Annotated in this window: 19 protein-coding genes; 16 read left to right on the top strand and 3 right to left on the bottom strand. The window is 48.1% G+C overall.

Features of this window, described 5'->3' with window-relative positions:
• Positions 1 to 78: 78 nt before the first annotated feature.
• The 6 genes from KS4_RS16875 to KS4_RS16850 all read left to right on the top strand — a co-directional run bounded on the left by KS4_RS16875 (position 79) and on the right by KS4_RS16850 (position 4733).
• Positions 79 to 1473, top strand: coding sequence for a phage portal protein (locus tag KS4_RS16875; protein WP_145080990.1), 1395 nt, complete (start codon positions 79 to 81; stop codon positions 1471 to 1473).
• A 12-nt stretch (positions 1474 to 1485) separates the two neighbouring features.
• Positions 1486 to 1989, top strand: a complete 504-nt coding sequence (locus tag KS4_RS16870; RefSeq protein WP_145080988.1) for a hypothetical protein — start codon at positions 1486 to 1488, stop codon at positions 1987 to 1989.
• A gap of 11 nt (positions 1990 to 2000) precedes the next feature.
• Complete coding sequence (locus KS4_RS16865; protein ID WP_145080986.1) at positions 2001 to 3128, top strand: SU10 major capsid protein; 1128 nt, start codon at positions 2001 to 2003, stop codon at positions 3126 to 3128.
• Positions 3129 to 3180: 52 nt separating this feature from the next.
• Positions 3181 to 3807: a hypothetical protein gene (locus KS4_RS16860; RefSeq protein ID WP_145080983.1), complete on the top strand. Its 627-nt coding sequence runs from the start codon at positions 3181 to 3183 to the stop codon at positions 3805 to 3807.
• Positions 3808 to 3817: 10 nt separating this feature from the next.
• The gene (locus KS4_RS16855) at positions 3818 to 4087 is read left to right on the top strand and encodes a hypothetical protein (RefSeq protein WP_145080980.1); all 270 of its coding nucleotides are present in this window, start codon (positions 3818 to 3820) and stop codon (positions 4085 to 4087) included.
• A gap of 136 nt (positions 4088 to 4223) precedes the next feature.
• Positions 4224 to 4733 carry a hypothetical protein gene (locus KS4_RS16850; RefSeq protein ID WP_145080977.1) on the top strand — a complete coding sequence of 170 codons (510 nt, stop codon included), beginning with the start codon at positions 4224 to 4226 and terminating at the stop codon, positions 4731 to 4733.
• A gap of 51 nt (positions 4734 to 4784) precedes the next feature.
• Here the strand turns inward: KS4_RS16850 and glmM are convergent, their stop codons facing one another.
• Together glmM and KS4_RS16840 are read right to left on the bottom strand one after the other, a co-directional pair.
• On the bottom strand, positions 4785 to 6173 hold the full coding sequence (glmM, locus tag KS4_RS16845) for a phosphoglucosamine mutase (protein WP_145080975.1): 1389 nt from the start codon (positions 6171 to 6173) through the stop codon (positions 4785 to 4787).
• Between the two features lie 42 nt (positions 6174 to 6215).
• Positions 6216 to 6905 carry an HAD family hydrolase gene (locus tag KS4_RS16840; RefSeq protein WP_145080972.1) on the bottom strand — a complete coding sequence of 230 codons (690 nt, stop codon included), beginning with the start codon at positions 6903 to 6905 and terminating at the stop codon, positions 6216 to 6218.
• Positions 6906 to 7033: 128 nt separating this feature from the next.
• On the opposite strand from KS4_RS16840, the gene KS4_RS16835 reads away from it, so the two are divergent.
• Positions 7034 to 8275, top strand: coding sequence for a molybdopterin molybdotransferase MoeA (locus KS4_RS16835; RefSeq protein ID WP_145080969.1), 1242 nt, complete (start codon positions 7034 to 7036; stop codon positions 8273 to 8275).
• A gap of 471 nt (positions 8276 to 8746) precedes the next feature.
• Positions 8747 to 9325 (top strand): response regulator, encoded by a 579-nt coding sequence (locus tag KS4_RS16830; protein WP_145080966.1) that lies wholly within the window; start codon positions 8747 to 8749, stop codon positions 9323 to 9325.
• Positions 9326 to 9478: 153 nt separating this feature from the next.
• On the opposite strand, the gene miaE is transcribed toward KS4_RS16830, so the two are convergent.
• Entirely contained in the window at positions 9479 to 10120 is a 642-nt protein-coding gene (gene miaE / locus KS4_RS16825; protein ID WP_200761385.1) for a tRNA isopentenyl-2-thiomethyl-A-37 hydroxylase MiaE, read from the bottom strand.
• A 143-nt stretch (positions 10121 to 10263) separates the two neighbouring features.
• Here miaE and KS4_RS16820 point away from each other — a divergent pair, with 143 nt between their 5' ends.
• The 8 genes from KS4_RS16820 (at position 10264) to KS4_RS16785 (ending at position 22106) form a co-directional block, all read left to right on the top strand.
• Positions 10264 to 11193 carry a menaquinone biosynthesis family protein gene (locus KS4_RS16820; protein WP_145080960.1) on the top strand — a complete coding sequence of 310 codons (930 nt, stop codon included), beginning with the start codon at positions 10264 to 10266 and terminating at the stop codon, positions 11191 to 11193.
• Positions 11194 to 11677: 484 nt separating this feature from the next.
• Positions 11678 to 13810: a glycoside hydrolase family 2 protein gene (locus KS4_RS16815; RefSeq protein ID WP_145080957.1), complete on the top strand. Its 2133-nt coding sequence runs from the start codon at positions 11678 to 11680 to the stop codon at positions 13808 to 13810.
• A 211-nt stretch (positions 13811 to 14021) separates the two neighbouring features.
• Entirely contained in the window at positions 14022 to 15869 is a 1848-nt protein-coding gene (locus tag KS4_RS17785) for a Mur ligase family protein (RefSeq protein ID WP_200761384.1), read from the top strand.
• Positions 15870 to 16079: 210 nt separating this feature from the next.
• The gene (locus KS4_RS16805) at positions 16080 to 16937 is read left to right on the top strand and encodes a PEP-CTERM sorting domain-containing protein (protein ID WP_145080954.1); all 858 of its coding nucleotides are present in this window, start codon (positions 16080 to 16082) and stop codon (positions 16935 to 16937) included.
• Between the two features lie 356 nt (positions 16938 to 17293).
• Entirely contained in the window at positions 17294 to 17842 is a 549-nt protein-coding gene (locus tag KS4_RS16800) for a carboxymuconolactone decarboxylase family protein (RefSeq protein WP_200761383.1), read from the top strand.
• A 347-nt stretch (positions 17843 to 18189) separates the two neighbouring features.
• Entirely contained in the window at positions 18190 to 18510 is a 321-nt protein-coding gene (locus KS4_RS16795) for a hypothetical protein (protein ID WP_145080951.1), read from the top strand.
• A 530-nt stretch (positions 18511 to 19040) separates the two neighbouring features.
• Positions 19041 to 20945, top strand: coding sequence for a UDP-N-acetylmuramoyl-tripeptide--D-alanyl-D-alanine ligase (locus KS4_RS16790; RefSeq protein WP_145080948.1), 1905 nt, complete (start codon positions 19041 to 19043; stop codon positions 20943 to 20945).
• Positions 20946 to 21305: 360 nt separating this feature from the next.
• Positions 21306 to 22106, top strand: coding sequence for a GIY-YIG nuclease family protein (locus KS4_RS16785; protein WP_145080945.1), 801 nt, complete (start codon positions 21306 to 21308; stop codon positions 22104 to 22106).
• Positions 22107 to 22111: the final 5 nt, after the last annotated feature.

Genomic DNA, 22111 nt, shown 5'->3' with positions numbered 1-22111 from the left:
CAAAAGCGCTTCTCGCAAGTTAATAAAACGCTTTCTGAAGTGTGAATTGAGGATCCAAAGTCAGGCGAGAGGAATGTGATGGCAAAAGACAGCGAAAATCAAAGTGTAGCTGCAGGTTTAGGAATCGTTGATCTTCAGTCTTATATTGATGAATATCAAGTTGAGAAGTTGCCATTCTATAGGAAGTTATGGGGCTACTATCGAAATAGATATGGTGATGGAAATCAGAAGTCTGGACTGCCGGATCGTCTGCTAAGGCGAAATGATTCCGGGGAGTGTAAAGAGATTGTCATTGAGAACGATATTGCGTGGCGTGTGCATGCCATGGTTGATTTCATGTTCTCAAAACCTGTCACGATACAAAGCCTCGCCTCCGATCCACAGAGGGCGAATGAGATAGAAGCATTTCTACGAGATGTTATTAAAGCAAATGGTGGTATGGGATTTTATCAGAATTTGGCATTACTGGGTGCGATTTATGGATACGTTGATGTTTTAGTGCACGCTGATTCAGGTAAGCGCATTTTGCTTGAGGTTGTTGAAGCCTCCAGAGCTGTGCCAGTGTTAAATGCCCATGATTATCGAAAGCTCAATGGGTACATCATTCATTGGAAGCAAGGTACCTCAAACGCGGGACAATGTAAGAAGCGTTTGTGGCGAATGATTCCGCTCGCAAATAAAGATCGTAGTGATGTTACGCATACATATGTTTGGACACCAGAAAAATGTGTTTATGCAAAAAATTCTAAAAATCAAAAGCATAGCAATGTAATTGAATCTCAGATAAACATTATTGGTGAGATCCCAATTGTTCATATACAAAATTTAACTCAGCCATACTACTACGAGGGGTTGAGCGAGGTTGAGCCGTTAATAAACTTGCAGGATGAACTGAATACAAGATTGTCTGATCGAGCCAATCGCGTAACATTTCAAGCTTTCAAGATGTATTTGGGTAAGGGAATCGATGGGTTTATTGATCGCCCAGTCGGTCCAGGCCAGATGTGGTCAACAAATAACGAAGGTGCATCGATCGAAGAATTCGGTGGTGATAGTCATTCACCATCTGAAGACGCTCATATTGCAGAGATTCGAGAAGCTATGGATAAGGCCAGCGGGATTAGTCCCTTGGTGACAGGTTTGGTACGTGATCGAATCGGTAATCTAACCAGTGAAAATGCATTGCGTATTGTGATGATGGGCTTGTTAGCTAAAACTGAAAAAAAGCGCGTGAACTACGGCGATGGGTTGATTCGGATGTGTCGTTTGATCTTAGAAACAGCACATGTTTTGGGTGTATTCAAAACAAATTCGGCAGAGAGGTTAGTGCGAATTGATTGGCCAGAACCTATGCCAACAGGTGAAACACAAAGTCTGATTAATGCGGAGCGAAAGTTGAAAATAGGTGTGGCTCAGAAGCAGGTATTGGCAGAATTAGGCTACAGCGAGATTGATCAGATTGCAGCTAAGTAATAAATAAGAAAGATGAAAGATATGGATATAAAGACTGAAACACAAGACCAAGAAACTAAGACAGAAGAAAAAAAAATAGCAGTAACAGAGGCGATTAGATATCGCAAGCGGGCTCAGGCAGCCGAGAAATCATTGGAAGATATGGCTCAGAAGGTGGAGCAGTTAAATGGAGAATTAGAGGATACGCGGAAGACGGTATCTCATCTGGAACGTCGGCAACGAATTGATGCATTACTGATGGATGAACGTGCAGTTGATATTGAGGCAGCAAGATTACTCACTGAAGTTTCTGTTGAATCTATGGACGATCCAGATATTGAAATGGTGGTTAATGATTTAAAAGAATCAAAGCCATATCTATTTAAAAGCAGTCAGGGTTCAGTGGCAAGGATGATGGCTCCTAGCGATCAAATAGACACAGATAGAGATGTATCAAATGCTGCGACAGAAGCGATACAGACAGGCCGTCGGAGTGATCTTTTACGCTATTTGCGTATTAAACGAACAAAAATTTAATGGAGATAATCATGGCATTTACAGGTAAAGCAACTTTTTCTGCAGGGGCTCAGCTCCCGGAAATTGCAGAAGATATTTCGGATGTTGTTTCGATCGTTAGTCCTTACGAAACCGCACTACTAAATTATTTAGGCGATTCGAAACAAGTCGCAACGAGTACCATTCATGAATGGCTGGAAGATGAACTACGGTCATACTCGACGAAGATATCAACAGCGGTAAATGATAGTGCGACCCAAATTGATGTCGAGGATGTTCAGGTATTTCGAATAGGTGATTTGCTGCGAGCGCAAGACAGTCAAGAAGTGATGATGGTACAGAATAAATCATCATCAACAATCACTGTTGCGCGTGGATATGGCGGCTCTTTATCTGCCCCATACGTCCAGAATACAAAGCTTCTGAAAATTGGTAGCGCCGCTCTTGAAGGTGAAGATGCTCCAAGTTCATTGAATGTTAACCGTATAAGAAAAACAAACTTTACGCAAATTTTTACTGCTGCCGTAGAAGTTTCAGGATCGCATCTTGCATGTAATACCGTTGGCATTACGGATGAACTTGATTATCAAAAACAAGAGCGTTTGCGTGAAATGATGCGTGACTTGGAAAATAGTGTGATTAATGGGATCGCAGCTCAAGCATCGCCACAAGGTAGTAGTACGATTAGGCGTACCATGCAGGGTATTATTCCAGCATTGAAAACAAATGTGTTTGATGTCGAAGATAGCCAATTGACAGAAAGCCGCCTGAATGAAGCGTTAAGGGTAATCTGGGAACAATCTGCGGGTAATGTGGATACCATTGTTGTAAACGGTTTTCAGAAGCGGATGATCAATCGCTTTGTTAGCGAAGGTCGTGGTTATGGCGCGAATGAAACGAAGTTTTCAGATTATGTCGGTGTTTATGAATCCGATTTTGGTATTTGCCGTGTCATCATGTCAAGATGGGTGCCACGGAATTCAGCTTTGATGTTGGATTCATCAAGAGTTGCTGTGGTACCAATGAGTGGCCGAAGCTTTCACTATAAACCATTGGCATCACAAGGCGATTATGAAAGTGGCCAATTGATTGGGGAGTATACACTTGAGTTACGCAACGAAAATGCACATGGATTATTGACAAATTTGGCGATTGATTAAACGATACTTATAGGGTGAGGCTTTTATGCCTCACCCTTTTTAGGATACGACAATGTACTTAAAAGATAGAGATTTACTTGTATATGAGCCAAGTTTATTTATTGATACGATGATCACACCACAAATACTGGTCAAAGATACGCCTTGCTCTTTTTCAAATAATAATATTTATACGCAGGCAGTTGATTTCTCAGCAAGGAACATTGGTATCGGTAGTGTTGTAACATTAGGACTTGTTCCTCTCGAGATTATTGAAGTTGTTGATGATCACCGGATAAGATTGTCATTCTTACGAAGTCGTATTGAAGATGATCCAATAGAGGTTCGTTATGATTTGGATACAAAATTTAGTGTGATAACATATGAACCACAGATAGCTTTAGCTCACGAAGAATTACGATGTCTACTGCAAATAAAGTCTGAGGATTTTGATAATCTCATGATATCAACGGATACAGAGAATATTATTAAATTCAAAAGAATAATTGCTTACATCGCATTGGAAAAGATATTTCAGAATCTATTGCTGTCTCAAACAGAGAGATATAAAACGCTGTATGAAAAATGTTTGTATTATCAGCAACAGGTGTTAAAGGCGTTGGATATCATCCATACGACGAATCGTTCGGATGGTTTACCTGTTATGTCTGGAAGTACAGCTCAACTAACGCGCACATAGGGATACTAACATGTCTGAGATCGTAAAGTATCTCGTACAATTTGGTGTGGCTGGATTAATGGGAGTGCTTTGGATTTGGGAAAGATATCTTTCGCGAGATTATGCGAAAATGTTGTCGCAAACACACCGGCAAATTGTGGATCAAAAAACAGAGATCAACATTCTGGTGGATTTATTGGAAAAAAATACTGAAGCTCTCGTTAAATTTGATCATACACAACAGCAATTATGTCGTTCACTAAGCAGCGTTTCAGAATTATTGTCAGATAAAGGCAATTAGCTCAGTTGATAGTCATTGTTGGATAACGCGTCATGTGTTGATTGGAATATACGACGTATTGCACGAAAATTGTTTTATTTCGACTGAATATTGCACCACGCTTGATCTGAATTCATAATAGGATTATTTTGTGATCATGAACATCGCTTCAGCTAAATACTCGTGCCTTGCTATATTGATATTGATGTCTTTAGGTTGTGTGAATAAAGGTACAGACAATACTAATACAGCATTAGATAATCGTTCAGATGAAAGTTTTGTTTGGCAATCTAAGCCAGTTGCCATTCGCATATATCCATCGACCCGTTTTCGGAAATCAGAGAATCAGATTGTTTTGGAAACGCGCGTTGAGCTATTTGACGAGATGGGCGATTCTGTAAAAGGTGCTGGGATGTTTGCTTTTGAGTTACTTGAGGCAGTTAGTTCAACAAGCGGCGGAGCAGGCACGCAGTTGTATACATGGAATGCAGAATTGCTGACACTAGAATCACAAAGGCAGCATTACGATCCGATATCTCGAGGCTATCTTTTTCAATTAAAAATGCATGATCAGCAAATCGCTCAGCAGGGGGCTGTTTTGCGTGTTGTATATTCACCTCATACAGGCAAGCGTTTTAGTTCTGAAATGCAAATACTACCGCACTAAAAAAAGGAGCTTATTGATAAGCTCCTTTTTTTAATCAAAATTATGAGATAATTATTCGGGATAACGATTGAAGCCAAGCGCATCTCTTACCTGATTGATTAAGTCAATGGCTTCCTTCTCGTTCTTGGCTTCAGCAATGATACGCATGATTGGCTCAGTATTACTTGTACGTGCGTGTACCCACTTATCAGGCCAATCGACTCTAACGCCATCTTGCGTGTCAATCCTCTGGTCATGAAAGACTTCAAGCATTGTCGGCTTGATCTTATCTGCCATGCCAAGCTCAAGATTAATTTTATCTTTGACAATAGAGTATGCCGGTATTGATTCAGCAATCTTATCTAGTGTCGTATTTTGGTGGGCAAGCATTTCACATAGTAAAGCCATGCCAACCAGAGAATCGCGAACATGAATCACTTTTGACCAGATAATGCCACCATTGCCTTCTCCGCCAACAATCGCATCTTGATCTTTCATTACAGAAGCAACGTTTGCCTCACCTACAGCGGAACGATATACCTTGGCTCCTGCTGCTGCAGCGATATCATCAAGCATGCGGCTCGTTGATAGGTTTGCTGCTGTTGCGTCACCATTACTTAATACATGTTTAGCACATAGCGCAAGCGTGTACTCTTCCCCAATATATTTACCGTTATTGTCAATCACTGCTAAACGATCTGCATCAGGATCTTGTGCGAAGCCAATGTCTGCATTCACTTCTTTGACCACGCTGGCGAGTTCAGACAGATTTTCTTTGGTTGGTTCCGGTATATGTGGGAAAATACCTGTTGGTTCAGCGTACAAATGTGTGATTTTGACATTCAATTTATCTAGTAGCAGTTTGGCTTCAAGGCCACCCGCGCCGTGTACTGAGTCTACGACAGCATGAAGCCCCGCTTTTTTGATAGCATCAATATCAACATGCTCAAGTACTTTTTCAACGTGTACTTCCGCAGCACTGTGGTTAATGCTCACGGGCTGTAATTCATCCACGCCAACATACTGAACGTCATTCTCTTGAAAACGCTGAATGATGATTGCTGCCTGATCCGCTGGTGGTGCAACACCATCGTGTCTAAGCGCTTTGAAACCGTTCCAAATAATTGGATTGTGGCTAGCGGTCACGACAACACCACCATCTGCTTGCAGATGTTTGCCCATAATTGCAACACCTGGCGTTGACGCAATTCCTATTTTAGTGACTTTGCATCCAACGCTCGTCAGACCGGCAGTTGCTGCATTTTCAAACATTTCACCTGATGGTCTTGAATCACGGCCAATCACAACGTGCGGGTGTTTGGTTTCACTCTTCAACGATTCTTTTAACCAACTCCCGAACGCTGCACCGTATCTCGCTACAACTTCAGGTGTCAGTGACTGACCAACCCAGCCTCGCATCCCACTCACACTAAGCATCAATGGTGCTTCACTCGCGCCCATTTTGAATATCCCTTCTATAAATTAAAAATGACTAACTAAAGATTAGTCGACAAACCAAGATTTTAAAATCTCTGGATTGATTTCATCAAAACAATCAATCACCCGATGCGCTTCACGTAGTAGATCAGGTTCATTACTAGTCGTGATGCCCAGAACTTGCAATCCCGCTGATCTTGCTGATTTGATACCTGTTGCGGTATCTTCAATTGCGATACAATTGTCAGTAGCCAATAATTTAGTAGGGTACATTTCTGCAAGTTTGACGACAGCTTTTTCATAAGTCTCTGGATGTGGTTTTGACGCTGCTACATCATCTGCAGTAACAATTACATCAAACGCATCACGCATTCCAATGCTGTCGAGCATCAATTCAATATCCAAACGTGTAGCTCCGCTCGCAACCGCGAATGGAACGTCCGCTTTTTGTAATTGTTCAACAAAATTCATCACACCGTCAATGGGTTTAGCGACGCCAGCCTTAACCAATGTTTCAAAAGCAACTTGCTTCTGTTCGCATAGCTCCGCTACCTTCTCAGCTCGATCACCTTGGTATCCGATCATGTCCAGCATGACTCGAAACGCATCGCGGTCATCGAAACCGATGAAATCTTGTAGGTATTTCTGGTAATCAAATTCGATCCCTAACCCTTTGCTAACCATCAAAAAAGCCTGGAAATGCACCGGTTCGGAATCAAACACAACGCCATCAAAATCAAATACAATCGCTTTCATAGCCCATAAGTTTAGACGCTTCGTTCGCACTCAGCAAAACAAGAAACCCGGCCAGGCAGAAAAATTGTGCAGCCAATGTAAGGAATATACGCCTTCACCTCACAAGTCAGCGAAACTATCATGCAGGCATGAACACAACACCATCTGGCAAATCATTGCTGAGCTACGATTGGGTCATCTCTCTCATTCAGCAGACACTTTCTGCGCGGCCTACTCAAACAACATCGCTGTGTACCTCTTTGCACCGTATTTTACGGGAGCCTATTCACGCTGATCGTGATCTGCCGCCATTTAACCGTGCGACTATGGACGGCTTTGCCATCCATTCAGCCGACTATAAGCCCAATCACCCATACACCGTTCTGACCGATTTACCTGCCGGCGAAATGCCTTCAAAGCACATCAACCTCTCCAGCGGAGTCATTTCAATTGCAACTGGTGCCGCTGTCCCTGCCACATATGATGCGGTCATACCAATTGAATCCGCGACAGTACACCACGATTCGGTTCAGTTTCACACTGAGTCCATCACGCCTTTTCAGAATATTCATCAAAGAGCAGCCGACGCAACAAGTGGCCAGCAAATCATTCCTCCCAATATCCAGCTATCGCCGCATCATCTCGCAATCGCGGCTTCCGTGGGTCATGCTTCGCTACGCACAGCAAAGCAGCCTCGTATCTCCATATTTACCACAGGCAACGAAGTTCAGTCGCCTGACACCGAAACGGCCGTCCTGCAACCTATGCATATTCGTAACGCAAATCTTCCCATGCTCGCGTCGTTAATCAGCACGCAAGCTTGCCATCTCTCACATCAAGAGCATCTGCCCGATCATACAGAGGTGATGACTGAAGCAATACTAAAGGCTTCTCATACTTCTGACCTCATCATCACTGCAGGCAGTATTTCTGTTGGCAAGCATGACCACATCGCTCAAATCCTTGAAAAGCTGGGCTATAATCCAGTTTTTCAAGGACTCGCCGTTCAGCCAGGTAAGCCAACAGCCCTCTTTCATAACACCGATCCTCACGCTCATCCTCCCGTTCTTTGTCTTCCAGGTAACCCCGTTTCAGCACTCGCCGCATTCCATCTAATCGCAATCCCAATCCTGAACCATCTGCAAAGCAATCCATCACCTCTCCCGTGGCAGCGTGTTTGGTCTACAGAATCCATCACGCCGAATCCCAAGCGTGAAATGTTCAGAGCAGTCAAATTCATTGGCGACACCCGAGACCAAATCCAACTCATACCTTGGCACACATCGGGCGACATCGTACACACCGCACTCGCTGATGGCATCATACGCGTCCCGCTACAACAACAATCCATCCCTCCCGGCTCGCCCCTCCCATTCCTGCCAATCGCATGAACACGCCTCGCACCACACTTGTCCGATAAACATCCGCTGTCGTGACATTGTTGTCATGGAACCACAATATCCGACTTATCAAGTAGCCATTAGAGCGTTCTTGCCTGCTTCTTTCTCCATACCTTGTCAGGCACAAACCTCCCCGGCAGTGACCTTTCGCCAGCATCTCTATTCTTGCTCTACGCAAGGCCAACGGCGAAGCAATTGTGAGGATTGTGCGTCACCTAACAATCAGTTAGCCCTGTAGCAGCAGGCGCGATTTTCTCGGACCACCCATCTGTGCGTCCCATGCCGTCTACGTCAATAGCGAGCAAACATATCGCTCCTGACGATTATGTGCGCAATTTCCTAACATAACGGTTAATCCGTCCCCTCAACCTGCCGATGATTTTTCTGTCAGGCGTTCGTGAAAGTTTCTAGGAGTACGAAACACGTCTGATGGAGGACCTACCGGAGAAAGGTTGACAAGGTATGCCCAGACAGAAAGACATATTAACGACCGGCGAAGTGGCAAAAATTTGCAACGTAGCACCACGCACAGTCAGCAAATGGTTCGACTCAGGACAGCTCCAGGGATATCGCATCCCCGGCTCGAAAGACCGTCGAATCCCACTTAGTTCGTTGATCAAATTCATGAAAGCACACAATATCCCTCTCGACGGACTCCAGTCCGGCCAGACCCGTGTGCTCATCGTCGATGACGATTCAGAAATCGTCGAGGTACTTGAAAAAGTACTCGCTGAACAAGCCAATTATGAAGTTCACACCGCACATTCAGGATTCGCCGCAGGCATCGCATGTGAAAAAGCACGACCACACGTCATGCTCCTCAATATGCACCTCAGCGATCTGAAAGGCGAAGAAATCCTTAAGTTCGTCAAATCAAACCCAGATCTGCAACTCACCAAAGTGGTCGCAATGTCTGGCAAATTAACCGACGGACAAGCCCAACATCTCCTGCAGAATGGTTTTGATGGCTACCTCAAGAAGCCATTCCATGTTCGTCAGGTTGTTGAAGCTATCGAAGATGCTGTCTCACTCGTCTACTAATCAACACTTAGTCTTTCAAATGATTAGATAGACATAAAGTGACGTGACATTGAAAACGTGATGCACGTTCGATTAACCAATCACGAATTAAAAGACATCAACCAGCCGAGTGGTGCTTCCCAAACAGCACCACTCGGTTTTTTCATACGTGTCTTATAGACCTGAATGCATCCCCGCATATCGTCCTTGTTTACCAAGTAAGGCTGCCTCTTGATCTAAAAACCAGTCCCACCGCTCATCTACTTCGCGCTTAGATATCCCCGGCACCTTATAACACATATTCAAAAACGTCTTGTAATGCCCATGCTCACTCGCCCATAGCCCCCGATAAAGCTTACCCAATTCCTTGTCATCACCCGCATGCTCGCCCAGCACCGCAAACCGCTCACAACTCCTTAGCTCTATCAGCGCACTCACCATCAATCGATCCACCAACCCTGTTTGACTTGTTTCTGCCCCCTTACGAATCAATTCCCTTAATCCCTTCGCATACGGATTGCGATGACTCTTGCTCAAAGCCCCGCCGCGCTTATGCAGAATCCTGCAAACAATCGCTAAATGCTCTACTTCATCCTTCGCCACACCGCACATCAATTGCACCCACGCCTCCGGCGGCTCAGGCTCCGGCCACCTGTTCAACATCTCCATCGCATTTAACCCCGCCTTCTTTTCCAGGTGCGCATGATCATTCAATAACGCCAACTTATCCCCGCTCATCATCCGCTCCGCCCAATCTATCGGCGTCTCGCTCCGCAACGGCATCTCTTCCTCACCCATCTGACTCACCAAACTCATCACGCATCTCCTCATGACTATCCGTAAAATCATCCTCATCTTCATTGTATCGCAATCAAATCGCACCACTTCATCTCTTTAAGATGTTCAGCCATATCGCCGCTCGCTCCCCAAATATCCCTCCCCTTGTTACAATCACCCCTATGAGCGAGAACACTAAAACAGCAAACGCACTCGATCGAAAAACACTCCACATCGGCCACTCCCCCGATCCCGATGACGCCTTCATGTGGTATCCACTCGCCAACTTCATCGGCCCCGACGGCCAGCCCTACACCCCAAAAATCGACACCGCCAACTACGATTTCATACACGTCCTCGAGGACATCCAATCCCTCAACGTTCGCTCCGAAAAAGGCGAACTCGAAATCACCGCCTTCTCGATACACCAATACCCATACGTCGCTGATAAATACATCATGACCTCCTGCGGATCCTCCATGGGAGATGGCTACGGCCCAATGGTCGTCGCTCGCGATTCATTCGATATCCAAGACCTCAAAGGCAAAACACTCGCCATCCCCGGCGAGCGCACCTCCGCTTGGCTCGCCCTCCAGCTCCTCCTCGCCGAGCACGGCCTCACCAAAGACGACATCAAATTTGAAAACGTCATGTTCGACGAAATCATCCCCGCCGTCGCCGAAGGCAAGTTCGACGCAGGCCTCATCATCCATGAAGGTCAAATCACCTACCAAAACCAACAACTCAAGCTCATCGTCGATCTTGGCAAGTGGTGGACCGACTCACGCAACCTCCCACTCCCTCTCGGCGCGAACGCCATTCGCAGAGACCTCATCGAAGAAGCCCCCGTCATCACACGCATTCTGCTGAACAGCATTCAGTATGCCCTGGATAACCGTCAGCAATCTGTCGATTTCGCACTCAACTACGCTCGTGACATGGGCGCCGACCTCGCAGACGAGTTCGTCGGCATGTACGTCAACGACTGGACCATCGACTATGGCGAGCGCGGCCGCAAAGCCGTCTCCCAATTCATCCAAGAAGGTATCGACGCCGGTCTCATCCCAGATTGCGGCCCAGTCGACTTCGCAGAACCCGCCGATCAAATCTAATAACAGCATCCCAACGATCGGGATCTCACACCATCTCATACGCTGCCGCCATGCATCTATAACACAGATCTCGTGGGCGCGATGGCATTGATATCGAGCCAATATCACGATCAGGCAAAGCATTTTCTGCCCCTCGGTATTTCGATACGTACACGCTCTTCATTGATCCATCTATCAACTCACACACGCAGAAATAGCATGCAGAACTCAACGCGAGTATGTCCGAAATACCACTAAAAATGATCTCAAATTGAAATGATCAGCCGATTGGTTTTCATATTTTTTAATATCTTTACAGTAAAGACTTATAAACGAAACAATCTTCTTTGTGCGCTATCAATCATTAATTTGTAATAGCGCAAAAACTGGTTGTAATGTCTAGTTTCCCAAAAAGTCGGAATTTCCTTTACATCACCTCATCACCTCATTAATGATGAACATGAAAGACATGATTTTTACTGTGAAATAACGAGATCATTCAAATATGAAATCAATTAACTTACTTGGCCTGTTTCTCTTCTCCGCTCTGTGTTGCATCGCATCTGTGACCGCCGCAGCACCACAGCAACACGCCATGACACTTTCCGAAGGTTGGCGTTTCCTCAAAAACCATGCAGAGGACAATGCCTCGAATCCCAAATTCGACGACTCAAAATGGCAAACCGTCTCAATCCCCCACACATGGAACGGCCTCGACGGCCAAGACGGCGGCGACGATTACTTCCGTGGCGTCAGCTGGTATCGCTACGATCTGCCCATCACCAAAGACATGGTCGGCCAACGCCTCATCCTCAAGTTCAACGCCGCCAATCAAGTGGCCAACGTCTACATCAACGGCAAGCACATCGGTGAACACCGTGGCGGCTACTCAGCCTTCTCCTACGACATCACTGACTCAATCAACTTCAACGGCCAGAACCTACTTGCTGTCAAAGTAGACAACTCATACTCCGAACTCATCGGCCCCATCTCCGCCGACTTCACCATGTACGGCGGCATCTACCGCGAAGTCGAACTGCTCGTCCGTAACCCCATCCACATCGAGCAGACATTCTTCGGCTCCACCGGCGTTTTCATCACCACCCCATCAATCACAAAATCCAAAGCCGCCGTTCGCGTGCAGGCCCGCCTCAACAACACAACCTCCAAATCACAAAATGTCATCCTCCAAGCCACAGTCTTTGACGCCGACAACAACCAAGTCGCTCAATCGCAATCATCAATCCAACTCAATCCGAAAACCGTTAAACCGTCCAACCGCACGCTCAGCGTTAAGACACCTGAAATCTGGGATGGCTTTCAAAACCCATACCTCTACACCGCCAAGGTCGAAATCCTTGATGCGAAAACCAAGCAGGTTCTCGATACGCAAACCGAATCCTTCGGCATCCGCTCCGTTAAATTCGACCCAAAACGTGGTCTCTTCATCAATAACAAAAAAACACGCATCAACGGCATCTGCTACCACCAGCACCGTAAAGATGTCGGCCCCGCCGTCACCGATGAAATGCGGAACCTCGACCTCGACATCATTCAGGAAATGGGCGCCAACGGCATCCGCGCCGCTCACTACCCACACGCTCGAAACACATACCGTCTCATGGATGAACGCGGTTTCCTCGTCTGGGCCGAACTCCCACAAGTCAACAAAGTCGGCACAACCCAAGAGTACACCGACAACGCCGTTCAGCAGCTCCGCGAAATGGTCTACCAAAACTACAACCACCCATCCATCGTCTGCTGGAGCATCGCCAACGAACTCACACTTCGCGGCAAGAACAAAAACACCATGCCAACCCTCGAAGCGCTCGGCAGAGAAATCGAAAAACTCGACGAAACACGCTTCTCCGCACAAGCACTCTTCGCCGGCGAAATGATGAAATCAGCCTTCCATAACAACACCGACACTATCGGCGTCAACGTTTATGACGGTTGGTATGGCTCAAGCAAACAGCACGGTAAAAAAGGTGTTTACAAAGGCATCACCAGCCACATGCGTAATTTCGAGAAAAGTTACGATCGCTACTACTCCGTCAGCGAATACGGCGGAGGAGCTAACACACAACACTTCGAATACGACCCCGCCATGCGATCCGCCGGCGGCCCCATCCACCCCATGGAATATCAAAGCCTCATGCACGAGTACTACTGGCTTGACTTCCAGAAACGCGAAAAAATCTGGGGTACATTCGTCTGGAACATGTTCGACTTCGCCGTCGATGGCCGCAAAGAGGGCGAGCAGCCCGGCATCAACGACAAGGGACTCGTCACCCACGATCGCTCCACCAAAAAAGACGCATACTTCTGGTACAAAGCCAACTGGAGCGATGAGCCAGTCTTGCACCTCACTCAAAAAGAATACACCCCAGCACCCGCCAAGCAGATCCCCATCAAGGTCTACTCCAACTGCAACTCCGTCAACCTCATCGTTAACGGCAAATCCCTTGGCACAAAAACCTCTAAAGACTTCCGCTTCATCTGGGATTCGATCACCCTCCAGGAAGGCACCAACGTCATCAAACTCGAAGGGCAAAACGACCTCGGCTCTCTCGAAATCAGGACCGCCGAAATCGTCTACGACCCCTCAATGACCGATTTCCATTCTTTCCCTGAATAACTCACAGCCAAGACGCCGGACAAACCTCCCCCCTACATGATTCAATCAGTACGAGTACGGGCGACGATCGACCTCCAGATCGTCGCTCACTTTATATCCAGACCTTACCCCCCCAATTGGCCGTCAAACACGCATCTGCACGATAACTCTATAAGCCCGTAACATCGCGAGCCCGCCTCGGACGCCTATTATCACACCACAGATGCCCACCATGACCAAACAACTCCGTGACATCATTGCCGACATCGACCTGACTCTCATCCAAGGTTCACTCGATCTTCCTATTACAAACATCACAGACGATTCCCGCCAAGTCACCCCCGGCTCACTCTTCATCGTCCGCTCATGGGTACACGATGGCGCCTCCATTATCGGCAACCCCTCCGGCTACGCCCGATCTTTCATCCAAGACGCCGTCCTTCTCGGCGCCATCGCCATCATCGACGTCCACGATCAAGACATCCCAACCTACGACTCCCATCTCACCGAGCCCATCGGCCGCCCCGCCATCCCATCATCCATCACCCTCCTCACCACACCACCCAACACCAAAATCGACCAAGCTTTCGTCGGCCAGCTCGCCGACAACTTCTTCGATCACCCCGCTTCAAAACTCAAACTCCTCGGCATCACCGGCACCAACGGCAAAACCACAACCGCCTTCATCACCCAACACCTCCTCCAATCCTTCAACCACAAAACAGGCCTCATTGGCACCGTTCACATCGACACCGGCTCCGGTATCCAGCCCACCGAACTCACCACCCCCGGCTCAATCGAGCTTCACCGAATCCTTGCTCAGATGGTCGACAACAACTGCACACATGCCATCATGGAAGTCTCCTCACACGCTCTCCATCAACGCCGTACCCACAACCTCCAGTTTGATGCCGCCATCTTCACCAACCTTTCCGGCGATCATCTCGACTTCCACCCCGATATGAACTCATACGCCGCCGCAAAAGCCATTCTCTTCGAATCACTTTCCGATAACGCATGGGCCATCATCAACGCCGACGACACTTTCGCCCGCCGCATGGCCCAGTCCTGCACAGCCAAACAGCTTCTAACCACGACAAACCCCGATTTTCAAACCGCGCCCCACACCCACCACCAGGTCTGCCACGTCAACATCACCTCACTCTCCATCGACGGATCATCCGCCCGTTACACCGGCCCATGGGGTTCAACCTCAGCCCGACTCCCGCTCATTGGTCGCCACAACGCGCTCAACGCCATCCAAGCCCTCGCCGCCCTTCACGTCCTCAACCTGCCCGGCAAAACCAAACCCAGACAAATCCGTCGCGCTCTCGAATCAACCCCCGGCATCCCCGGGCGACTCGAACAAGTCTTCATCAATCCCTCCCAATACGACCTCGCCGCACTCGAATTCAACCCCGCTCACCTCGCACTAGACCCCTTCACTGCTCAGCCCGAAGACCCCACCGAACTCCCCACCGAGCTCCCATACCCCACAGTTCTCGTCGACTACTCTCATACTGACGACTCACTCGAAAACGCACTTCTCGCCGTTCGCCCACTCGCCCTCGGCCGCGTCATCACCGTCTTCGGCTGCGGCGGCGACCGTGACAAAACCAAACGTCCACGCATGGCCTCAGTTGCCTCCGAATACTCAGACATCGTCGTCATCACATCCGACAACCCGCGCACCGAAGACCCTATCGCCATCATCGAAGACGTCATCCCCGGCATACCAATCCCACAACTAAGCCCCAAAGCCCCCATCGAAGACCGTATTCAAGCCTTCACATCAGAAACTGCAATAGGAGAGGGCGGAGGCATCATCGAACCCGATCGCGCCAAAGCCATCCACAAAGCCATCCTCCTCGCCAATCCCGAAGACGTCGTCCTCATCGCCGGTAAGGGTCACGAGACTTATCAGATCCTTCGCACTCAAGACGTCACCGATCCCGATCTCCTCAAAACCGCCACACCTGCACCCAAAGGCACCGTCAAAATCCACTTCGATGACCGTGAATACGCGAAAAATGCACTGAAAAATTGGGCCACACGTTTCTACGATTCAGCACCCGAATGATCCCATTCACCTGCGATAACCTTTTGCGCCAGCATACTTTCAGGCAATTTCATTTGATTTTGCCCATTTTTACATCCCTCATACGCATTATTTTTTTTACCTTTCTTGCAATGATATCCCAAATCATCCGTTAAACTGTGCACAGATTCACGAGACCAGCCCTTTCATGATCAATTGCGATCAAGCCGGTTTCACGTACGAGGAGAAAAGATGAAACGTTCAACCATTTCCGTGGCATCGCTATGCGCTGCCTTAACCTGTACCACATCAACCTTTGCGACCATCGTCTACGAAGACGGCGGAATCCATACCTTCAACACCACCACCACCGAATCCATCGTCGTCGATAACGATACCAATGCCCCGAACGGCCCCACACACCTCACTATCGATGCCGGTGCCGTCATCGGCGATGACAGCCCTCAAGGCGTTGACACCAGTGTACTCGCCGTTGGCAACTCCACCATCATCATCAACGGCGGAACCATCGAGCAAGACGTCGATGCCTGGGATGACAGTACCATCACCATGAATGGCGGCATCGTCGAAGACGACCTCTACAGCCATGATTTCGCAACCTTCAACCTCACCGGCGGCGTCGTTGCCGACGATGTTAACGTCCGCGGCGACAGCCTCTTCAGCATGTTCGGTGGCACCGTCGGCGAAGATTTCGAAGCCGGCCAAGACTCTACCGCATTCATCTACGGCGGATCAATTTCCAGAGAAATCGTTGCTTTCCAAGGTGCATCAATCACCATCTCAGGCGGAACCATCGGCATCAGCAACGACGCGTTCCTCTCAACCGACTTCATCTCATCCATCACACTCGATGGGTCTAACTTTAAGATAGACGGCGTCGCAATATCACTCGGCGACATTGCCCCAACCACCGGCATCCTCTCCGGCAACCTCGCCGACGGCTCAGCGTTCGAGATCGACTTCAAACGCATCGAAGTGACCTTTGACGGCACCACCAGCACTGGCACCATTACCCTCATCCCCGAACCCGCCTCATTCGCGCTCCTTTCCCTCGGATCGCTCCTCTTCCTCTCGCGCAAAAATAAATAGTCATCCCATTCCCCAATAACACAAGTAGCCGCGTCGATCTTTTTCACGCGGCTTTTTCTTGCGCACATCCTCAGACCTGCCGCGATAGTCACATCACAAAAACATAAACACAACCCCAATGCCACCAATCACTCACAAGCCAGCCACCGCCGGTGGCTGGGTGTTTGGAACCTAAACGTTAATCACACCCAAATCTTGACCCGCCTACATAACACTCAAAATGAATCTCGAAAAATACAACATAAACCACGGAATACTTCACCCCACTCACCCGGTTGTCATATCCAGTAGCGAACATGCATAACATGATCAATCGTAACCTTACCAACCTCCTGGCAGCTTACGGAGTTTTTATCATGCCTGAATTTACATATCACACCAAACAATCCGCCCCAGCCGACTCCCAAGATTGGCTCCCCGATGGCTTCATCCCCAACCTTCACGCCGTCATGGCCGAATCCCCTCAACTCCTCGCAGGCTACAAATCCATCTGGGAATTACTCTCCAAATCCTCACTCTCGCCGCTTCATCAACAAGTCGTCATGATGACCGCAAACTTCGAAAACAACTGTCATTACTGCGTCCCCTGGCATTCTTACCTCATGGCTCAGGAAAAGATGCCAGAAAATATCATTAACGCATTACGCGATAACACACCCACTGACGACAAACAAATCGAAGCCCTTCGCACCCTGACTCGCGCACTCCTCGACAATCGCGGCCACGCCGGCGATAAAGCCACCCAAAACTTTCTCGACGCAGGCTTCACCAACCAAAACCTACTCGACGTGGTCCTCGCTTTAGCTGTCAAACTCATGAGTAACTACACCAACGCCATCACTCATACTACCCTTGATGAGTTACCCAAAAAAGATTGGGACTGGTCAAAACCTGTTAATGTCTAACTTCGATTCAAAGGATGTGTGCGCACGTCGTTGGCAACAATCCTTTCAAGCCCGCCACCGGCGGTGACGGGGTGTGACACAATCATTCAATAAGCATTGACATGCATGTTGCTTTCTCAACGTAAACGCGAATTAAATACGATGTGCCAAAAAAATAAACACAATGTCACAGTCACTAACGAACCATTAGTTAGTCATTAATAAATATTAATACTAAAACTGAGAATCCCTAGAGCAGCAGCCCGCGACAGTCAACCCCGCGGGCTGCTTTGTGTTTACTTCAAAAACAAATACAATCGATGCCGCAACCATATATCTGATTAAAACAGATTTTTGTGGATATGAATATGCTAGGCCAATTGATTCGATATAAACGCTTTTATTGGCCCGGATTTTTGACTGGATTACTCTTCTCTCTTTTTCAGATGCTGGCGTATCTCTCAGCACCATCAAGTAGTGCCCGTTTGCTAATCAAAACGCCTATTAATAATCTGTGCGAATCGATTGCCAAGTGGCTCGTTGACATGACTAATAACTATGCTGCAATCATCTCACTGTTGCCCTTACTTATTTTCTTCTGGGTTCTATTAGGCATACTTTTCAATCTTGCCGTCAGTGTTCTCGTTCGTATGTTGAATGGAAATTTGATTGGATCGCATCGCGATTGACTCATGCTTCTCATGCTTCTCAAGCTCCGCATTGCAAATTCCATACCAAACACAAAATAATTTAGGGGGCGCGCACAAACGCGAAAATAGCCAATTCTCGCTCGCGCGTTTCTTATCATTTCTCGCCTATTACTGACCCAAACTCACAAAAGCGCATCTGTTTTGAGCCAAAACCGACCCAAAACACCTACAGGAAAGTCTGTAGTTTTACGTTTTTGTGCGCCTAAACCCGACGCGCCGCAGCAACACAGTCGCAGTAACCCGTCATATGAATGCACTTTCGCCCTAAACACATGCCGTGCAGACTCTAGAATCAGTCCCCTATAAGCCGATAAAAAACAAGTTGCGGCCGCCCTATCGCATTTACCTTCACTTACAATGAACAAGGTTCTGCGAAACCTCTATTAGAGGGTACAGCATCGGCACATGAGCACCGACTCAACCCGACAATCGCTGCCAATTACATGGGTGGGGACTTGTGTTAAAATATTTAGCTGTCGACAGTTATAGAGATAGAGGAAGTTGGATACATGAACCCTCAGCGCGCAGGCGAAGTTTTCTGGTCGCTCCCCAACCTTGCCATGGTTACTCAAGGCAAATGGTTGCGCCGTCCCTCAAACCCCACCACACAGATCCGCGGGCTTTCTATCGACACGCGCACTCTTCAACCTGGACAGGCTTATCTCGCGCTCAAAGGCGAAAACCATGACGGCCACGCCTTCCTCCAGCAAGCTATCGATGCCGGTGCGTCACTTCTAATTGTCGATAACACAAGTGATGTTAGCCATTTAGAAGATTTTGTCAGCAGCGATGCGATCGCATCCCCCGCAGACGAGATCGCACCATCTGAGCCATTTACACCGCAGCCTCATTCTTTTTCAGTTGGCGCTGATAGCGATCAGCCCCAGATTAAGCAGCCTGAATCAGACAGTTCTGTACTCTATCAATTTCCAAGTTTCGCTGTCGAAGAATCGGATTCTCCCAAAAATCACGGCCATCACATCGGCATCTTAATCGTTGAAAATACATTACTTGCGCTGCAAGAATTGGCCCGTGCCTGGCGGGATGTACTCTGCGACTGTAACAATAAAATTATCGCAGTCGCGGGTTCGAATGGTAAAACGTCGACCCGTCATCTCATCCACACGCTCATGCACGGCCGCATGGTCTCGCTCGACCGCTCACCCGCCAACACAGGTGAGGTGACACCACCGAAACACAACACACCTGCAGTAGATGAAGAACGCCCCGACCTTTGGCGATTGCACCAACTCGTTGGTACACAATCACCTAAGTCATTTAACAACCACATCGGCGTACCGCTGACGTTGCTCGCAGCATTGCCCGAACACGATTTCACGGTTGTTGAAGTCGGGACGAATCATCCGGGGGAAGTTGATGTGCTCGGCCGCTTGATCGAGCCGGACGCAATCGTTTTAACAAGCATCGGCCGTGAGCATTTAGAATTTTTCGGCAACCTTAATGGGGTTGCCAAAGAAGAAGCATCACTGCTTGCGCATCTTAAACCGGGTGGTGTCATTGTGTTAGAACGTGAAGCCGCGAAACGCATTGCGCCGTACGCGAGCCCGCCCCGCAATCATCACCGCATCACCTATGGTGGCGGCAGTGTCGGCGATCAGACATCCGACGCATCCCTGCACATTGAGCGTTTTGTTCAATACGCAGACGGCATGAGTTTTGATGTGATGCTCCCAGGTCAAAAATTGCTTGGCCCGATTAATGTGCCGCTGATTGGGTATCACAATGCGGTGAATCTGTTGGCCGCGATCGCGGTTGCGAAATGGATGGGTGTGGATGACATTCAGCTGAATCTTGGGTTTTTGGCCATTACGCCGACTCCGGGTCGGCTTGAGCCACGCGTTTTTGAAGAGACTTTAACGACTGTGATTCACGATGCTTACAACGCGAACCCGGATTCATTGCGGGCGGCGTTGGATGTGCTGGAAGGTTTGGCGACCGGGGGTGATGAAGGGTATGAGGTCGTGGGTGCGATCCATTCATCCGATGATTTGGATGATGGGAATACGTTGCTGAGCGGGGCAGGGAGTTATGCGAGTGGGGTGAAGACATCTGTGAAGCAGCCGTGCACGGTGGTGCTGGGCGACATGCTGGAATTAGGTGAGCATGAGGCGGCGGAGCATGATGCGGCGGCGGCGCGGGTGGGTGATATGCTGCAGCGCGGAGTGTTGACGGTTGCGGTTTTTGTCGGGCCGCGGATGTGTGAGGCGGCGGCTGGATTGAAAGAGGAGGCGGGGCTGCGTCACAAAGTGCATTTGTATCCTGAGTGGCCGAAGAATCCGGGGGTTGCGGTTGTTGCGAGGGGGATTGCGGCGGGGCAGACGATTTTGCTCAAGGGATCGAATGCGATGCGGTTAGGTAATTTGATGGTGGAGTTTGAAAGAAATTTTGAATAATACAGATGTTGTGTGGCCATTCCAGTCTGTACAACTAACTAATCGTTAGATTGATTAGAAAAAGTATGATGATATCTGTCTAGCTAAAATGGGTAGGCGGTATGGTGCGCGTTCGTGTATTTGATTTGTACTTTTGGGTCTAGAGTCGTTTGCATAAATACGCGTAGACTTGTTAACGCATAACAGCAGTGAGGGGATCGAGTTGTTTGTGTGAATACGTATTGATCTTGCCAATGCATAATAGCAGGGAAGGATCGATTAAATACCTTGGTTTCATGTAGCCGACTCATTGGTCTGCACATGAATAACCCCGCAAAACGCCCTACAATAAAGACATTTTATGATGCTGGGAGGTCAATTGTGAAGCTTTTGGCTTTGAAGCAGTTTGAGATGTTTGATGATTTGAAAGCGGTGCGGGTGCTGCGACATCGAACAAATGGTGAGGATTTGTGGCAGTTGTATCGAGAGGGACAGTTCCATGAATATCAGGATGTGCAGAGAGGGGATATTTTTAAGGGTGTGAAGCATTTTGTTGGTTTTATTGCTGAACGGGGGAAATATGCTCGGTTTGTTGGTGTCTGGGAGGTTTTGGGTGGCAGGGATAAATCGGATGGTGGGTATCGATATAAGACGCGTGAAGTGGGTGGGTTTGAACAACTGAAGGAGCGATTGGTGGTGTGTTGGGAAGGGACGCGTAGCTGGGCGCAGCGGCTAGATCGGGCAGGGAACAAGGAGGTGAGTGAGATTTTGCCGCGGGGATATGTGATGGATTTTCCTGGGCATTATGATTTTGTGTTGCAGTACGATGAGTTGGTGGATTTGGTAAAGCATCCGAACGCGAATCGTGAATGGCATCGGATGTTGTCGTCGATAGCTGGGGTGTATTTGATTTTAGATAAACGGACGGGTGAGCAGTATGTTGGGTGTGCGTACGGGGTAGGAGGGATTTGGGGAAGATGGCGGTCGTATGCGAAGAATGGAAGTAGAGGAAATAAGGGATTGAAAGCGTTATTGAAAGAAGATAAAGAGGCGTGTAATCATTTTCAGTTTACGATTTTACGTGTGCTTGAGCCGAGTGCGACAAAGGATGAGGTGTTGCGGCATGAAGGATTGATAAAGAAGAAGCTGGGTAGCCGCGCATTTGGTTTGAATTTCAATTAGAGCGT

Source organism: Poriferisphaera corsica, from assembly GCF_007747445.1.
Taxonomy (GTDB): domain Bacteria; phylum Planctomycetota; class Phycisphaerae; order Phycisphaerales; family Phycisphaeraceae; genus Poriferisphaera; species Poriferisphaera corsica.
The sequence above is the reverse complement of the archived record's forward strand: the minus strand, read 5'-3'. Positions and strand labels throughout refer to the sequence as shown.